The organism is Aureimonas sp. ME7, from assembly GCF_903970965.1.
Classification (GTDB): domain Bacteria; phylum Pseudomonadota; class Alphaproteobacteria; order Rhizobiales; family Rhizobiaceae; genus Aureimonas.
Map to the genome: position 1 here is coordinate 182749 of NZ_CAJCKW010000007.1, position 15874 is coordinate 198622.

At 69.7% G+C, this 15874-nt stretch carries 14 protein-coding genes; 7 read left to right on the top strand and 7 right to left on the bottom strand.

The window, feature by feature from the left end; all coding sequences use genetic code 11:
- Positions 1–64 precede the first annotated feature (64 nt).
- A complete protein-coding gene (locus H7A85_RS13810) occupies positions 65–454 on the top strand; it encodes a hypothetical protein (RefSeq protein WP_182086523.1) in 390 nt (129 codons plus the stop codon).
- Between the two features lie 271 nt (positions 455–725).
- On the opposite strand, the gene H7A85_RS13815 is transcribed toward H7A85_RS13810, so the two are convergent.
- On the bottom strand, positions 726–2816 hold the full coding sequence (locus H7A85_RS13815) for a PAS domain-containing sensor histidine kinase (protein ID WP_182086524.1): 2091 nt from the start codon (positions 2814–2816) through the stop codon (positions 726–728).
- A complete protein-coding gene (locus H7A85_RS13820) occupies positions 2809–4308 on the bottom strand; it encodes an ATPase domain-containing protein (protein WP_182086525.1) in 1500 nt (499 codons plus the stop codon). Before H7A85_RS13820 ends, H7A85_RS13815 begins: the two co-directional genes overlap by 8 nt.
- A 228-nt stretch (positions 4309–4536) precedes the next feature.
- Between H7A85_RS13820 and H7A85_RS13825 the strand changes: the two genes are divergently transcribed.
- Both H7A85_RS13825 and H7A85_RS13830 read left to right on the top strand, forming a co-directional pair.
- On the top strand, positions 4537–5772 hold the full coding sequence (locus H7A85_RS13825) for a metallochaperone AztD (RefSeq protein WP_182086526.1): 1236 nt from the start codon (positions 4537–4539) through the stop codon (positions 5770–5772).
- An 88-nt stretch (positions 5773–5860) separates the two neighbouring features.
- The gene (locus H7A85_RS13830; protein ID WP_182086527.1) at positions 5861–6562 is read left to right on the top strand and encodes an SDR family oxidoreductase; all 702 of its coding nucleotides are present in this window, start codon (positions 5861–5863) and stop codon (positions 6560–6562) included.
- Positions 6563–6572: 10 nt separating this feature from the next.
- Here H7A85_RS13830 and H7A85_RS13835 read toward each other — a convergent pair whose 3' ends face one another.
- A complete protein-coding gene (locus H7A85_RS13835; RefSeq protein ID WP_182086528.1) occupies positions 6573–8045 on the bottom strand; it encodes a mannitol dehydrogenase family protein in 1473 nt (490 codons plus the stop codon).
- Positions 8046–8189: 144 nt separating this feature from the next.
- On the opposite strand from H7A85_RS13835, the gene H7A85_RS13840 reads away from it, so the two are divergent.
- From H7A85_RS13840 to H7A85_RS13855, 4 genes are all read left to right on the top strand, one after another.
- Positions 8190–8888 (top strand): GntR family transcriptional regulator, encoded by a 699-nt coding sequence (locus H7A85_RS13840; protein ID WP_182086605.1) that lies wholly within the window; start codon positions 8190–8192, stop codon positions 8886–8888.
- Between the two features lie 19 nt (positions 8889–8907).
- Positions 8908–10110 (top strand): mannonate dehydratase, encoded by a 1203-nt coding sequence (gene uxuA, locus H7A85_RS13845; protein ID WP_182086529.1) that lies wholly within the window; start codon positions 8908–8910, stop codon positions 10108–10110.
- 73 nt (positions 10111–10183) lie between these two features.
- Entirely contained in the window at positions 10184–11161 is a 978-nt protein-coding gene (locus H7A85_RS13850; RefSeq protein ID WP_182086530.1) for an MBL fold metallo-hydrolase, read from the top strand.
- 83 nt (positions 11162–11244) lie between these two features.
- Entirely contained in the window at positions 11245–11775 is a 531-nt protein-coding gene (locus tag H7A85_RS13855) for a GAF domain-containing protein (protein WP_182086531.1), read from the top strand.
- A gap of 151 nt (positions 11776–11926) precedes the next feature.
- Here the strand turns inward: H7A85_RS13855 and H7A85_RS13860 are convergent, their stop codons facing one another.
- The 4 genes from H7A85_RS13860 to cysP form a co-directional block, all read right to left on the bottom strand.
- On the bottom strand, positions 11927–12949 hold the full coding sequence (locus tag H7A85_RS13860; protein WP_182086532.1) for a sulfate/molybdate ABC transporter ATP-binding protein: 1023 nt from the start codon (positions 12947–12949) through the stop codon (positions 11927–11929).
- Complete coding sequence (gene cysW, locus H7A85_RS13865) at positions 12946–13836, bottom strand: sulfate ABC transporter permease subunit CysW (RefSeq protein ID WP_182086533.1); 891 nt, start codon at positions 13834–13836, stop codon at positions 12946–12948. The genes H7A85_RS13860 and cysW overlap by 4 nt, the downstream gene beginning before the upstream one ends.
- A 5-nt stretch (positions 13837–13841) precedes the next feature.
- Positions 13842–14687 carry a sulfate ABC transporter permease subunit CysT gene (cysT, locus tag H7A85_RS13870; RefSeq protein WP_182086534.1) on the bottom strand — a complete coding sequence of 282 codons (846 nt, stop codon included), beginning with the start codon at positions 14685–14687 and terminating at the stop codon, positions 13842–13844.
- Positions 14688–14757: 70 nt separating this feature from the next.
- Positions 14758–15762, bottom strand: a complete 1005-nt coding sequence (gene cysP, locus H7A85_RS13875; RefSeq protein WP_182086535.1) for a thiosulfate ABC transporter substrate-binding protein CysP — start codon at positions 15760–15762, stop codon at positions 14758–14760.
- Positions 15763–15874 lie beyond the last annotated feature (112 nt).

Sequence of the window (15874 nt, forward strand, 5' to 3'; positions counted from 1 at the left end):
CCCTGCGGCAGTTTCCCCGCGCAAGGGACCGCCGCCGGAGCGGCATGATGGAAGATACGCCGAGATGAACAAGCTGATCCCGCTCGCCCTGCTCGCCGCCTTCAGCCTTTCGGCCTGCAGCGACGACACGCCGGCCTCCCAGGCGGAAACGGCGCCCGCCGCTCCCACGGCGACGGCACCCGCCACGACCACGACGACCTCCGGCACCGCCCGCTCCGAAACCAACCAGGCGATCGATGCGATCGGCGAAGCGGGACGTCAGACCGGCCAGGCGATCGGCGCGGCGGCAACGGAAGCGCGCGACGCCGCAGCCCCCGCCCTCCAGCGCGCGGGCGAGGCCACGGGCCGGGCGCTCGATTCCGCCAAGCAGGGTCTCAACGACCTGACGCGCGGCGCCGCCTGCCAGACCGCCAAGGCCGCCAACGACACGCAGGGCATCGCCGCCAACTGCTGAAGTCCCGTTTCGGGCGAACGCTTGGAAAGTATCCGGCGAAGGATCGGGAGGGAACGGCCATGTCCGCCGCCGTCAGTGGACGGCCGAGGCATGGCACCCAGCATGGGGCAGCGGGGCTCGGAGCGAAACCGCGCCCCGGCCGGCTGCCGGAAGCGGCGAAACATGCTTGTCGAGGTCGGCCGCACCTCCCGCCTCCCTGCAGCCTCGGGAAACGGCTCCGACCTTGGCGTTTCGGCTCCCGGCCGATGCTCCGCCGAGGGTGCCGCCGGCCCTATCCCGCCGCGTCCGGCCCCGCGATCATCGCGCGCACCTTGGCGCCGAGCGCGTCGTATTCGAAGGGCTTGCCGATGAGGTCCATGCCCTCGTCCAGGAACTCGCCGCGCACGGACGCCGTTTCCGCATAGCCCGTCACGAACAGGATCTTCAAATCCGGCCGGAGCCGGCGCGCGATCTCGGCGAGCTGGCGCCCGTTCATGCCCGGCAGCCCGACATCGGTGACCATGAGATCGATGCGCGCGCCCGACTGGAGGATCGGCAGCGCGTCGTCGGCGCTTCCCACCTCGATCGGCTGGTAGCCGAGATCGGCGAGAACGTCGGTGATCAGCATGCGCACCAGCCCCTCGTCCTCGACGATGAGGACGCTTTCGCCCTCGCCGGCCGGCGCTTCGCGCATCTCGGCTTCTTCGACGGCGGCGGTGGCGACCTCGAGCGGCAGGAGAAGCCGGATCGTGGTGCCCCGCCCTTCCTCGCTGTCGATCGCGACATGGCCGCCGGACTGGCGCGCGAAGCCGTAGATCTGCGACAGGCCGAGGCCCGTCCCCTGCCCGATCGGCTTGGTGGTGAAGAAGGGCTCGAACGCCTTGGCCAAGGTTTCGGGCGACATGCCCGTGCCCGTGTCGGACACCGACAGGACCACGAACTCGCCCGGCCCGAAGCGAGGCCCCGCCTCGTCCGGCCCCGCCCGGCGCACCGCGATGGTGAGCCGCCCGCCGTCCGGCATCGCGTCGCGCGCGTTGATCGCGAGGTTCAGGAGCGAGTTCTCGAGCTGGCTGACGTCGGTGCGCGCGACGAGCGCCTCTGCGCCGAGCTCGGTCACGATCTCGATGTTCTCGCCGAGCGTGCGGCGCAGGAGATCCTCCATGCCGCCGACGATGGCCTTCAGATCCACCGGCACCAGGTCGAGCGACTGGCGCCGGCCGAAGGCGAGAAGGCGCGAGGTCAGGGTCGCCGCCCGCCCCGCCGCCTGGGACGCGTTGTCGATGTAGCGCGGCAGGGCCGCGTAGTCGCCCCGCTCCCAGCGTCGGCGCATCAGATCGAGCGATCCGATGACGCCTGCCAGCATGTTGTTGAAGTCGTGCGCGATGCCGCCCGTCAGCTGGCCGATCGCCTCCATCTTCTGCGACTGGCGCAGCGCGTCCTCGACGCCCTCGCGCCGCGTCATCTCGGCCGAAAGCTCGGCGGTGCGCTCGGCGACGCGCCCTTCCAGCATGGCCGCCGCCTCGCGCAGGTCGTTTTCCAGCCGCTTGCGCTCGGTGATGTCGAGAACGAAGATGTGAAACCCGTCGACCCCGCCGCCTACGTCGAAGCGCGGGAGATAGCGCACCTCGGCCAGGCGGTCGTCGCCGCGCCCGCCATAGCCGGAGAACCGCGTCTCCGTCTGGAAGACCTCGCCCCGCAGCGCCATGGCGACGCCTTCGCGGCGCGTTTCGAACGCTTCCGCCCCCAGGAGCTGGGGGATGGTCAGCCCGATCACCGCGTCCGGCTCGAAGCCGAACCAGTCCTCGTAGGCCCGGTTGGCGAAGCGGTAGACGAGATCGCGGTCCACGAAGGCAATGAGGACGGGCAAGGAATCCGCGACGAGACGAAGCTGGCGCTCGCTGGCGGCCAGAGCCTCGCGGCTGAGCGTCAGTTCGGCCAGCCGGTCGCGCATCTCGAACTGCTTCTGGCGCGCGCGCATCACGGAAGCCAGCGAGGACACGAGCGATTCGATACCGAGCGGGCGCTCCAGGGTCACGATGTTGGTGACGCTTCCCGGCAGGATGCGGCGGAACCGGTCCACCGGTTCCGAGGGCCCCGAACGGCGCGAGGCGAGAAGCACCACCGGAATGTCGGACCATTCCGGCTGCACGGTTAGGGCTCGGGTCAGGGCCTCCGCCCCCGCCTGCAGCGCTTCTTCCGTCAGGAGCACGGCACCGACGGCCTGCCCCTCGTCCTGCGCCATGCGGGCGCCGAGCGTTCGCAGATCGCCCGTCAGTTCGGCGCTGTAGCCCTCGCGCTGGAGAACACCCACCAAGCTCTCCCCGTCACGCCCGAACGGCGCGCAGACGAGAACCTGAAAGCCTCGCACTCCCCGCCTATGCACGCGTCCGATCTTCCATCAGAGGATCGACCTGGCCGACATATTCCGGCGTTCCCGTCAGAACGCCGCGGAAATGCACGAGCGGCGCGCCGACGCGCACCCCGTGGCCGTCCACGCGCAGCTCGCGAATGGCGTCCTCGTGCGGGCCGCCCCGGTTCTTCAGAACCGAGATCGCCTTGCGGATGCGCCCGTCCGCCTCGAAGAAGCGAATGAGGAGCACGGCGTCGGCGACATAGGAAATGTCGAGCGAGCCGGTCACCATGGTGCCGACGAGGCCGTGCTGCGGGTTGATCAGGAAGGTGCCGACGCCCTTCTGGTTGAGATAGGACAGGAGCTCATGGATCTGCAGGATCAGCTGCTGTTCCTGCGGCATGGCCGCCATGTAGCCGTTGAGGCTGTCGATCACGAGAAGGCGGCAGTCGCGCTCCTCGACCTCCCGCCGGACGCCCCAGGCGAACTCGCCGGGCGACACTTCGGCCGGGTCGATCTGGCGGATGCGCAGGAGCCCGCTGTCGAGATGGCTCTGGAGGTCGAGCCCCATCGCCCGGGCGCGCACCATCATCGTGCCCACGCGCTCGTCGAACTCGTAGATCGTGCAGGGCTCGCCGCGCCGGCAGGCCGCCGCCACGAACTGGAGCGCGATCGTGGTCTTGCCCGCGCCCGCCGGGCCGGTGATCAGCGTCGACGTGCCGCGCAAGGGGCCGCCATGGAGAAGCGCGTCGAGTTCGGCGATGCCGCTCGGCATCGGTTCGCCGGCAAAGGGCGTATGGTGGGTGGACGCGATCAGGCGCGGATACACGTCGAGGCCACCGTGGCGGATGGTGAAGTCGTGGTAGCCGGCGACGAAATCGACCCCGCGCAGCTTCTGGACCTGCAGGCGGCGCCGCGCCGCGCCGAAATCCAGCGTCAGCCGTTCCAGCGTGACGACGCCGTGGCAAAGGGAATGAAGGTGCGAATCGCGCCGCCCGCCGTCGGTCGTCAGGTCGTCGATCAGAAGGACGGTCGCCTCGCGCGGCGCGAAGAACTGCTTCAGGAGCAGGACCTGCCGCCGGTAGCGCAGCGGATCCTGCGCCAGGAGCCGCATTTCCGACAGACTGTCGAAGACGACGCGCCGGGGCCCCGTGCGCTCCACCTCGTCCTGGATCAGGCGGATCGTTCCCCCGAGTTCCATCTCCCACGCATGGAGCACCGTCTGCTCGCGCCCCGTGCCTAAGACCTCGTCGGCGGAGGCGAGCTCGAAGATGTCGATATCAGTCAGATCGAACCCGTGCGCGGCGGCGACCGCCAGAAGCTCGTCGCGCGTTTCCGACAGGGTGATGTAGAGGCAGCGCTCGCCGCGCGCGACGCCGTCCAGAAGGAAGCGCAGCGCCATCGTCGTCTTGCCCGAGCCCGGCGTTCCTTCCACCAGATACAGGCGCCCCGTCGGAAGCCCCCCGTCGAGGATCAGGTCCAGTTCCGGATTGCCGGTGGAGGTCCGCGAAAGGGGTTCGGGCATGGGCTCAACTCATGGGCTCTCGATGCCGTGTCGCGTTTCGTCCCGGCTTTCGGCCACCAAGGCATGCCGACCCGGCGTTTGCAAGATGCGCGTCCGGCCAGGGGGAACAAAACCGGAAAGCCGGGTAACGGCTTGCCCCGTCCGCTCCAGCCCAATCAGAACGCCAACGCCCTAGCCTCAAATTATGTTATGAGATAACAAAACATTCTCGATCGAATGGAGACGAGAATGAAGAACCACGCCCCGCACCTCCACCACCTCTCGCTGGGTCTCGCCCTTGCGCTCGTTCTGGCGGCGCCCGCCCCGTCGCGGGCGCAAGAGGCCGATTCCGAAAGCCGGACGCATCACCGTCTGTTCGTCGGCGATCATGCCGAAGGCGTGGTCCGCGCCTTCGATCTCGAAACCGGAGCCGGAGCCGAAGCCGGCATGTTTCGGATCGACGCATCCCCGGCTCTCTCCCGCTCCGACAGCGGACGCACGGTCTTCGCGGTGCAGGGCGATCGGGGCCGGGTGGCGGCGATCGCCTCGGGCCTCGCCTTCGAGGACCACGGCGACCATGCCGATCTTTCCGTGGACGCGGCCAAGCTCCTGCCGACGGTGATCGAAGGCACGACGCCCGCCCACCTTGTAGAGGGCTCCGGCCGTCTCGCCCTGTTCGACGACGGCACGGGCGACGTCACCCTGTTCCGGGAGGCCGATCTCCTCGCCGGCCCATGGCGACCGCGACGGGTGAAGACGGGTCCGGCCCATCACGGTCTGGCCGCTCCGATGGGCGACCATCTCGTGGTATCGGTGCCCGGCGCCGATCCCAGCGCGCCGCGCGCCGGCCTCAAAGTTCTCGACCGGGACGGCGTTCAGGTCGGCGGGATCACCCCCTGCCCCGGTGTCCACGGTCAGGCGCAGTCCGCCCGCACGTTCGCCTTCGGCTGCCGGGACGGGATCGTCGTGGCGACGCCCGGCGAGAACGGTGGGGCGCCGACGCTCACGCATATCGGGACGCAAGCGCTTGGCGAGGGCAACGTGTCGACCCTGAAGGGCGGCACCGCGATGCGCTTCTTCCTCGGCAACTACGGCCCGCGCGCCGTCGTGGTGATCGAGCCGGGGGCGGACCGGCCCTTCCTCAAGGTCGACCTGCCGACCCGGCGCGTCGATTTCGCGCTCGATCCCGCCAAGGCGCGCAACGCCTACATCCTCACGGAGGACGGGGACCTCCACGTTCTCGACGTCCTGGACGGCAGGATCGCCCGGAGCGCCCGCATCACCGAGCCCTATTCCATGGACGGCCACTGGCGCGATGCGCGCCCGCGCCTCGCGGTCGCCGGCGATCGCATCGCCCTCACCGACCCGCGCGCCGGCCTCGTGCGCCTCGTGTCCACCGACACGCTGGAGGAAACGGGCACGATCGCGGTTCCCGGCACGCCCTACACGATCGTTTCGGTCGGCGGCTCGGGCGCGGCGCACTAGCCGACTGGCCTCCTCGGCCGCCGGGTGCCACGATGGTCGAACGGGGCGCTTTCCGGCGTCCCGTTCGAATCGAAGGGACGGGAAAGTCATGGGCGAGAAGGTGGCGATCATCACGGCCGGCGGCAGCGGCATGGGCGCGGCGGCCGCGCGGCGCCTGGCCGAGGACGGATACCGCGTCGCGATCCTGTCCTCGTCCGGCAAGGGCGAGGCGCTGGCGGGCGAGCTCGGGGGCTTCGGGGTCACCGGCTCCAACCAGTCCGAAGGCGACCTTCAGCGCCTCGTCGATGGGGCGCTGGAGCGCTGGGGGCGGATCGACGCGCTCGTCAACAGCGCCGGGCACGGGCCCCGCGCGCCCGTCACCCAGATCACGGACGAGGACTGGCACCGGGGGCTCGAGGTCTACCTTCTCAACGTCGTTCGCCCGACCCGTCTCATCGCCCCGATCATGAAGGCGCAAGGGGTCGGGGCCATCGTCAACGTATCCACCGCCTGGGCCTTCGAGCCGAGCGCCCTGTTTCCGACCTCGGCCGTGTTCCGGGCGGGGCTTGCCGCCTACACCAAGCTCTTCGCCGACGAGTTCGCGCCCCACGGCGTTCGCATGAACAACGTCCTGCCCGGCTGGATCGACAGCCTGCCCGGCACGGAGGAGCGGCGGACGAGCGTTCCCATGAAGCGCTACGGCACCATGGCCGAGATCGCCGCCACGATCGCCTTCCTGGCGTCCGAGGGCGCCGGCTACATCACGGGGCAGAACCTGCGCGTCGACGGCGGGCTGATGCGCGGCGTCTGACCTTAAGGCCTCAAGCCCGCGCCGCCACCGCGCCGGCGGCGCCGCGCGCCATCACCTCTGCCAGGGCCCCGGTCACCGCCTCGCGAAACGCCGGATCGGCGGGAAGGTCGTCTCCGAACACCTCGCGAACCGACAAGAGCGCCGCGGCCTGGCGCTTGGGCCCCGGCCCCGCCTCGTCGCAAAGCGCGCGCAGCCGGACCCCAAGCGGGTCGCGCACGTCGATCGGCTCGCCCCCGTCCCGCGAGCCCGCCACATAGCGCATCCATCCGGCAAGCCCCAGCGCCAGCCGCTCGAACGGGGCGCCCGCCGCCAGACGGTGGCGGATCGTGCCCAGAAGCCGCTGCGGGATCTTCTGCGAGCCGTCCATGGCGATCTGCCATGTGCGGTGGCGCAGCGCCGGATTTTGGAAGCGCTGGAGAAGCTGGCGCTGATAGGCGCCGAGGTCGAAGCCGGGAAGCGGGGGCAGCGTCGGCGCGATCTCTTCGCGCATCATGGCGGCTAGGAACTCGGCGAAGCGCGGCGCGCCCATCACGTCCGACACGGTCTCGAAGCCGGCGAGATAGCCGAGATAGCTCAGCGTCGAATGCGAGCCGTTGAGAAGGCGAAGCTTCATCAGCTCGAACGGCTCGACATCGCTCGTGAAGCTCGCGCCCGCCCGCTCCCAAGCGGGGCGCCCGGTCGGGAAGCGGTCCTCGATCACCCATTGCGTGAACGGCTCGGTCATCACCGGCCAGGCGTCGCGAACCCCGAGCGCTTGTGCCACGAAGGCGCGGTCGTCGTCCGTGGTGGCGGGCACGATGCGATCCACCATGGTGGAGGGAAACGCCACCTCGCCTTCGACGAAGGCGCCGAGCGCCTCGTCCCGCAGGTGCGCCAGCCGCGTCACCACGCGCCGCGCCGTCTGCCCGTTGGCGGGAAGGTTGTCGCAGGACAGGACGGTGAAGGGCAGGATTCCCGCCGCCTGCCGGCGCGCCAGCGCTTCCACCAGGAAGCCAGGCGCCGAGCGCGGCGCTTTTGGATGGGCGAGATCGTGGCGGATATCGGCATGCGCCTCGTCGAGTTCGCCCGTGGCCGGATTGTGGCAATACCCCTTTTCCGTCACCGTCAGCGACACGATGCGCGTGTCTCGCGCCGCAAGGAGTGCCAGCACGGCTTCCGGGTCTTCGGGCGCCACCAGCGACCGGAGCACCGAGCCGATCACCTGCAACCGGTCGCCTTGGCCCGACCGCACCGCCACCGTGTAGAGCCCGTCCTGCGGGACCAGGGCATCCCGAGTTTCGGGGCTGCGCAGCGAAACGCCGGCGATCCCCCATTCTAGATCGCCGCCCGCCAGCACCTCTTCGGTGTAGACGGCCTGGTGGGCGCGCTGAAACGCGCCGAGCCCGAGATGCACGATGCCGATCCTGGCATGCGCCCGATCGTAGCGGGGACGGGACACGGAACCCGGCAAAGCCGACAGGGCGCGGAACGAAAGCTCGGACATCGCGGGGGGGAGCCTTTCGGAAGAAGCTTGAGAGATCGGACGGCACGAACGGGTTCCGGTCGCAGCGATCCGGCACGCGCCTTGGCAATCCGTACTCATTGATATATTAGAATGTCAATTCCTCAACGGCGTCTCTTCGTGGCCATGGAACACGTCCCCTCTCCCGTCGCACGCGCCCGCCCGATCGGGCGGGTCACCACCGCGACCCGTATCTTCCAGACGCTGTTGGACGAGATCGTCTCCCTGCGCTTGAAACCCGGTACTCCGCTCAACGATCGCGCTCTCGTGGAGCGTTTCGGCGTGTCGCGCACCCCGGTCCGGGAAGCGCTGATCCGGCTGGCCGAAATGGAACTCGTCGACGTGTTCCCGCAGTCGGGCACCTTCGTCTCACGCGTGCCCGTCCATGTCATCCCCGAAGCCGTCCTTGTCCGAACGGCGTTGGAAGGCGCCACCGTGGAGAAGGCCGCCCTTTCCCCTTCCCACAAGAACCTGTTCCGGCTCGACGCCATCCTGGCCCAGCAGAGCGTTCTGGCAGCGGGCGGCGACACGGATGCCTTTCACGAGGCCGACGAGGCCTTTCACGCGGAGCTGGCCGCGATCGCGGGTCATCCCGGCGTCTGGCGCCTCGTCACGCAGGTGAAGATCCAGATCGACCGGGCGCGGCGCCTGACCCTGCCGGCCTTCGGGCGGATGGAAGGGGTGGTCGCCGAGCACCGCCTGATCCGCGACCGGGTGGCGGCGGGCGACGCGCCGGGCGCGCGAGGCGCGATCGAAGCTCATCTTCACGCCGTCATTCCCGATGTCGCGGCCCTGCGCGAACGCCACCCCGATTATTTCACGTGAAACACGAAAAGGATTGCCGATGCGCCAGGGTTGGAGATGGTTCGGGCCGAAGGCTCCGGTGACGCTCGACGAGGTACGTCAGGTCGGCGCCACCGACGTCGTGTCCTCGCTGCACGAGGTGCCGATCGGCGCGCCCTGGACGCGCGAAGACGTGGCCGCGCGCCGCGACCTGGTCGAGACGACGCCCCCCGGCCGCGTCCCCTTACGCTGGTCCGTGGTGGAAAGCATCCCGATCCCGGACGCGGTGAAGCGCACGGGACGCGCGGCCACGGCCGAGATCGAGGCCTGGATCGCGAGCCTTGAGAGCGTGGCCGAGGCCGGCATCCCGATCGTCTGCTACAACTTCATGCCGGTGGTGGACTGGTGCCGCACCGAACTCGACTTCGTGACCGACACGGGCGCCACCGCGATGCGCTTCGACTTCGAAACCTTCGCCGCCTTCGAACTCCACATCCTCGAGCGCGACGGTGCGAAAGCCGAATACAGCCGAGCCGAGCAGGAGCGGGCCCGAGCCCGGTTCGAGGCGATGAGCGAGGGCGAGATCGCCGATCTCGTGCGCAACATCACCAGCGCCCTGCCGGGCTCCACCACCGAGCCGATGACGATCCCCGGCTTTCGCGACAAGCTCGACCAGTATCGGGGCATCGACGCCGCGCGCCTGCGCCGCCACCTCGTCGAGTTTCTGCAGGCGGTGACGCCGGCGGCCGAGAAGCTCGGCGTCAAGCTGACGCTCCACCCCGACGACCCGCCGCGCCCGCTCTTCGGCCTGCCGCGCATCGCCTCGACGGCCGAGGACTACGCGGCGATCTTCGACGCCGTTCCCTCGCCGGCCAACGGCATGTGCTTCTGCACGGGGAGTCTCGGCGTTCGCGAGGGGAACGACCTCCCCGCGATCGCCCGGCGCTTCGCCTCGCGCATCCATTTCGCCCACCTGCGCGCCACGCGCCGCGAGGCGGACCCGCGCACCTTCCACGAATCGGCCCATCTCGATGGCGATGTCGACATGGTGGCGGTCCTGCGCGAACTCGTCGACGAGGACCGGCGGCGCGACAAGGGCGAGACGATCGTCTTCCGCTCCGACCACGGGCACCGGATGCTGGACGACCTCCACAAGGACGTGACGCCGGGCTACCCGGCGACGGGCCGTATGCGGGGGCTGGCCGAGCTGCGCGGCATTCTCCACGCCCTCGGCCATCCGCCGGAGACCGCCGCCGCGCATTGACGCGGGGGCCCTTGCCACGCCCGCCCGCGCCGCCCAATTCGAGGAGCGGCGCGGCAACGGCTTGGGACGGCGAATGAAGAACCCCTACTACACCGGTCCAGTGAGCGACCATTTCGACGGCACGCGCTTTTCCAACTACGGGCTCACCTCCGACAAGCCGTTTTCCGCGATCTGGAAATGGAAGCGGCAGGGGACCCGCGTTCCCTGGCCGGCGACGCGCGCCACGCTGCCGACCGACACGCCGCCGGAGCGCTCGGAAGGCTTGCGCGTCGCCTTCGTCGGCCATGCCAGCATTCTCCTTCAGGCGGCCGGTCTCAACATCCTGTTCGACCCGCTCTGGTCGGATCGCGCCAGCCCCTTCCGCCGCTTCGGGCCCCTTCGCATCGACCCGCCCGGCATCCGCTTCGACGACCTGCCGCCGATCGACGCCGTGCTCGTCTCGCACAACCACTACGACCACATGGACCTCGCCACGCTGGCGCGTTTGGAGGCACGGGACGCCCCGCGCGTCGTCACCCCGCTCGGCAATGATGCGGTGATCCACGCCCGCGTGCCTGAGATGCGCGTCGACACCGGCGACTGGGGCGACCGCTTCGTCCTGTCGGAACGCGTGTCCGTCACCCTCCATCCGGCCTCGCACTGGTCGGCACGCGGGATCCGCGACCGGCGCATGGCGCTGTGGAGCGGCTTCGTCTTGGAGACGCCAGCGGGCACGGTCTATCATTCCGGCGACACCGGCTATGGCGACGGCGCGATCTTTCGCCGGGTGCGCGAAGATTTCGGCGCCCCCCGCCTCGCCCTCCTGCCGATCGGCGCCTACGAGCCGCGCTGGTTCATGCGCGACCAGCATGTGAGCCCCGATGAATCCGTGCGCATCTTCCAGGATACCGGCGCGCGCGATGCGCTCGGCTTCCACTGGGGCACGTTCCATCTTGCCGACGAGGGGATCGACCAGCCGGCCGAGGCGCTTGCCGCCGCCCTCGATGCCGCGCACGTGCCGCGCGAGCGCTTCCGCCCGATGCATCCGGGCGAGGCCTTCGCGTTTCCCTGACAATCCACCGGGTCGCTCGGGTTGCGCTCGGCCGCCCGATCGGCTTCCCTCAAGGCTACCGATCCATCGCAAGGACCCATCGCATGCCGGACTCCCGTCCGATCCCGGAAGCGGTTCTCGACCCCAGGCGTCTCGACACGCTGCACGGCTACGGCGTTCTCGACACGCCGCCCGAGCCCCGGTTCGACGCGCTCGTGCGCGCCGCCTCACGCGCCTGCGCCGCGCCCGTCGCCCTCGTCACCCTGGTGGACCGCGACCGGCAGTGGTTCAAGGCCAAGATCGGGATCGAACAGTCCGAAACGGTGCTCGACCAATCGGTCTGCGCCCATGCCCTGAAAGGCACCGAGCTTCTGGTGATCCCGGACCTGACGGCCGATCCGCGCACGTGCGACAACCCGCTCGTCACCGGCGGCTCGCACCTGCGCTTCTATGCCGGCGCGCCGCTCGTCGCGCCGAACGGCCATGTCCTCGGCACGCTCTGCGTCGTCGACGACGTCGCCCGACCCGAAGGGCTCGCCCCGGCGCAGGCGGCCGAGCTGAAGGATCTGGCCGGCGAGGTCATGGCCGAGCTGGAGCGGCGACGCGCGGCCGCGCCGGAGGCTCGGAGCCCCTGACGAAACCTCGCAGGGTCGGCTGGCCGGTCCTTTCCGCCGCCCGCTTCGTTGCCGATTCCTACCGATGCCGCCGGTATCGATGGCGTTCGGCGCGTGCCAAGCGACGAAGATTCCTCGGCCATCTTCGGCCCGGCGGTCCTGTCAGGCACCCTCAGGCCGGAAACACCTGCCAGCGCAGGACGCCGATCACCCCGTCCTCGCCGACGCGGACTTGCGTTTCGGGCGCGACGTCGAGTTCCACGGCCACGCCCTCGTGCGTCAGGGCGACGAGGCGGCGCGAATCCGGCCGGTCGAGAATGCGCTGGATGCGCACCGGCAGCCCCTCGCCCGCCGGCTTCCACACGAGATCGCGCGGCCGGGCGAAGAGCTGGGCGCTGGCCGCGAGGCCTTCGGGCGCGGGCAAGCGCTGGGAGCCGAACCGAACCGCGCCGCCCTCCACCGGCACCGTGAAGCGGTTGGCGTCGCCTAGGAACTCGAGGACGAAGGGCGAAACGGGACGGCGTGTCACAGTGGCGGGCGAGCCGGCCTGGACGATGCGCCCGTCGCGCAGGATCACCACCTCGTCGGCGAGATCCAGCGCCTCCTCCTGGTCGTGGGTGACGAAGATCGTGGTGATGCCGAGTTCGTCGTGGATCTCGCGCAGCCAGCGCCGAAGGTCGCGGCGCACGGCGGCGTCGAGCGCACCGAAGGGCTCGTCGAGGAGGAGAACGCGCGGCTCGACGGCGAGCGCGCGGGCGAGCGCCACGCGCTGCCGCTGACCGCCGGAAATCTGCGCCGGGAAACGCTCCCCCAAACCCGGCAGGCGCACGAGGCCGAGGAGCTCCTCGACGCGCGCGGCGATCTCATGCTTTGAGCGCTTGGGCCGCAGCGCTTCCATGCCGAAGGCGATGTTCTCGTGGAGCGTCATGTGCGGAAACAGGGCGTAGTGCTGGAACACGAAGCCGACGCCGCGTTTGGCCACCGGGATCGTGGTCGCGTCCTCCTGCCCGAAGCGGATCGTGCCGCGATCGGGAAAGTCGAGCCCGGCCACCATGCGCAGGATCGTGGTCTTGCCCGAGCCCGACGGCCCCAGAAGCGCCACGAGCTTGCCGCTACCGATCTCGAGCGTCACGTCGTCGACGGCCGGCGTCGCGCCTTCGAAGACGCGCGAAATGCCCTGGAGGCTGATCTTCATCGGGCGGGGCCTCCGGGCGGCAGGATGATGTCGAGATCGGCGGCCGGCCGGCGGCGCCGACGCCCGGCGCCCCGCCCTTCCAGCCACACTTTCAGGGCGAGCGTGAGAAGCGCGAGAAGCGTCAGCATGCTGGCGGCGGCAAAGGCGCCGGCCGCGTCGTAGTCGTGGTAGAGAAGCTCGACATGAAGCGGCAGCGTGTTGGTCTGCCCCCGGATGTTGCCCGACACCACGGACACGGCGCCGAACTCGCCCATGACGCGGGCGTTGCACAGCACCACGCCGTAGAGCAGCGCCCAGCGGATATTGGGCAGGGTCACCTTCCGGAAGGTGCGAAAGCCCGACGCGCCGAGCGAGGTCGCCGCCTCCTCCAGATCGCGCCCCTGCGCCTGCATCAGCGGGATCAGCTCGCGCGCGACGAACGGCGCGGTGACGAAGGTGGAGGCGAGAACGATGCCCGGCAGGGCGAAGAGCACCTGCACCCCCGCATCCTGAAGCGCGGGGCCGAACAGGCCCTGCAGCCCGTAGACGAAGAGATAGGCGACGCCTGCCACGATCGGCGACACCGAGAACGGGATCTCGATCGCCACCATGAGAAGGCGCTTCAGGGGAAAGTCGAACTTCGTCACCGCCCAGGCGGCCGAGACCCCGAAGAGGGTATTGACCGGCACCGCGATCAGCGCGGTCAGAACGGTGAGGCCGATGGCGTGTCGCGTGTCGGGATGGAGGATCGCCGCCCCGAAACGCTCCCAGCCGGCGGAAAAGGCCTGCGCGAAGATCACGACGAGCGGCGCCACCAGCATCAGGAGGGCGACGAGGACGACGATCCCGATGAGCGTGCGGCGCACGAGGGGAGTGTCGCCGATCCGGGCTTTGGGTGGGGCTCGCATGGGCGTCAGCTCCGGCCGGTGTAGCGCAGGGCGCGCGCCTGCAGCGCGCCGACGACGACCAGCATGACGAAGGCGGCGAAAAGCATCACGGAAGCGAGCGCGGCGGCAGCGGGATAGTCGTATTCCTCCAGCCGGATGAAGGCGAGAAGCGCGGTGATCTCGGTGGAGCGCGGCTGGTTGCCGGCGATGAAGATGATCGCCCCGAACTCGCCGAGCGAGCGCGCGAAGGACAGGGACACGCCGGCCAGAAGCGCCGGCGCCAGCAGCGGCAGGAGAACGCGCGCGAAGATGCGCGGCTCCGACACGCCGAGCGACAGCGCCGCTTCCTCCAGCGCCGGGTCGAGGTCTTCCAGCACCGGCTGCACCGTTCGCACCACGAAAGGCAGGCTGGTAAAGGCCATGGCGACCGCGATGCCGAGCGGCGTGTAGACCACCGTGATCCCGAGCGCGGACAGCGCGGAGCCGAACGGGCCGTTGGCGGCAAAGAGCGTCGTCAGCGCGATGCCGGCGACGGCGGTCGGCAGCGCGAAGGGCAGGTCCACCATCGCATCCAGCACGCGACGGCCGGGAAAGCGGTAGCGCGTCAGCACGAAGGCGAGGACGAGGCCGAACACGGCGTTGAAGAGGGTGGCGAAGGCCGCCGCCGTCAACGTGACGCGGTAGCTCGCGAGCGCGCGCGGCCCCGTCACGATGCGCCAGTATTCCGCCGGGCCGAGGCTTGCCGCCTTGAGGATCAGGGCGACGAGCGGCAGGCAGACAATCACCGACACGAACAGGAGCGTGAAGCCGAGGGTCAGCGGGAGGCCGGGCAGGACGCGGCGGGACAAGGGCTTGCTTAAACTCCCGAACATGCGAACGAGGCCGGCAAGAAGCCGGCCCCGACGATCGAACGGCCCGAAGGCCGGCGGATGGAAAAGCGCCTTAGCGGTCGCCGTAGATCCTGTCGAGGATGCCGCCGGCTGCGAAGTGCTCGGCCTGCGCCTTTTCCCAGCCGCCGAACACGTCCTCGACGGTGAGGAGGCGCGTCTCCGGGAAGTCGGCGGCGAACTCCTTCGCCACGCCCTCGTCGCGCACCCGGTTGCCGTTCTCGGCGATCAGGCGCTGGCCGGCGGGCGTATAGAGATAGTCGAGATAGGCCTTGGAGAGGGCCTCGGACCCGCGCTTCTCGGCCACCTTGTCCACCACCGCCACCGGAAACTCGGCGAGGAGGCTGACCGGAGGCACCACGGTCTCGAACTTATCGGTGCCGAACTCCTTGGCGATGCCGCGCGTTTCGGCCTCGAAGGTGATCAGGACGTCGCCGATCTCGCGCTCCACGAAGGTCGTGGTGGCCGCGCGCCCGCCCGTGTCGAACACCGGCACGTTGCGGAAGAGCTTGGTGACGAACGCTTCCACCTTGGCCTCGTCCCCGCCGAAGGCCTCGCGGGCGAAGGCGGTCGCGGCGAGATAGGTGTAGCGCGCGTTTCCGGACGTCTTCGGATTGGGGAAGACGACCTTGACGTCGTCGCGCACGAGATCGTCCCAGTTGCGGACGTTTTTCGGGTTGCCGGCGCGCACCAGAAAGGCGGGCAGCGAATAATAGGGGGAGGCGTTGTCCGGGAAACGGCTCGCCCAGTCGCCGGCCACGAACCCGCCCTTCACCAGGGCGTCGATGTCGGTGACCTGGTTGAAGGTGACGACGTCCGCTTCCAGCCCTTCCAGGATGGCGCGCGCCTGTCGCGAGGAGCCGCCGTGGCTCTGGTCCACCGTGACGTCGGCGCCGCCGTGATCGGCCTTGTAGGCTTCGCGAAAGCCGGCGTTGACGCTTTCGAACAGCTCGCGCGAAATGTCGTAGGAGGCGTTGAGGATCTTGGTCGGCTCCTGCGCACCCGCCTGCCCGATGATGAGTGCCGCCCATGCGGCGGCGAGCCCAAGTGTCCTGATCATGCCGGTTCCTCTTTCGATTCGTCGGACCGAACCTACAAGGTCCCCTGTCCTTTCCGCGAGCCAAGGAGACTGCGGGGCGGCGAAGCTTTGCGAACGAATGTTGCGCCGTCTG

Bases quoted from the DNA above. Each gene is read 5' to 3' on its own strand.
- H7A85_RS13810 (WP_182086523.1), top strand. From the start codon at position 65: ATGAACAAGCTGATCCCGCTCGCCCTGCTCGCCGCCTTCAGCCTTTCG.
- H7A85_RS13820 (WP_182086525.1), bottom strand. From the start codon at position 4,308: ATGCCCGAACCCCTTTCGCGGACCTCCACCGGCAATCCGGAACTGGAC.
- H7A85_RS13825 (WP_182086526.1), top strand. From the start codon at position 4,537: ATGAAGAACCACGCCCCGCACCTCCACCACCTCTCGCTGGGTCTCGCC.
- H7A85_RS13830 (WP_182086527.1), top strand. From the start codon at position 5,861: ATGGGCGAGAAGGTGGCGATCATCACGGCCGGCGGCAGCGGCATGGGC.
- H7A85_RS13835 (WP_182086528.1), bottom strand. From the start codon at position 8,045: ATGTCCGAGCTTTCGTTCCGCGCCCTGTCGGCTTTGCCGGGTTCCGTG.
- H7A85_RS13840 (WP_182086605.1), top strand. From the start codon at position 8,190: ATGGAACACGTCCCCTCTCCCGTCGCACGCGCCCGCCCGATCGGGCGG.
- uxuA (WP_182086529.1), top strand. From the start codon at position 8,908: ATGCGCCAGGGTTGGAGATGGTTCGGGCCGAAGGCTCCGGTGACGCTC.
- H7A85_RS13850 (WP_182086530.1), top strand. From the start codon at position 10,184: ATGAAGAACCCCTACTACACCGGTCCAGTGAGCGACCATTTCGACGGC.
- H7A85_RS13855 (WP_182086531.1), top strand. From the start codon at position 11,245: ATGCCGGACTCCCGTCCGATCCCGGAAGCGGTTCTCGACCCCAGGCGT.
- H7A85_RS13860 (WP_182086532.1), bottom strand. From the start codon at position 12,949: ATGAAGATCAGCCTCCAGGGCATTTCGCGCGTCTTCGAAGGCGCGACG.
- cysW (WP_182086533.1), bottom strand. From the start codon at position 13,836: ATGCGAGCCCCACCCAAAGCCCGGATCGGCGACACTCCCCTCGTGCGC.
- cysT (WP_182086534.1), bottom strand. From the start codon at position 14,687: ATGTTCGGGAGTTTAAGCAAGCCCTTGTCCCGCCGCGTCCTGCCCGGC.
- cysP (WP_182086535.1), bottom strand. From the start codon at position 15,762: ATGATCAGGACACTTGGGCTCGCCGCCGCATGGGCGGCACTCATCATC.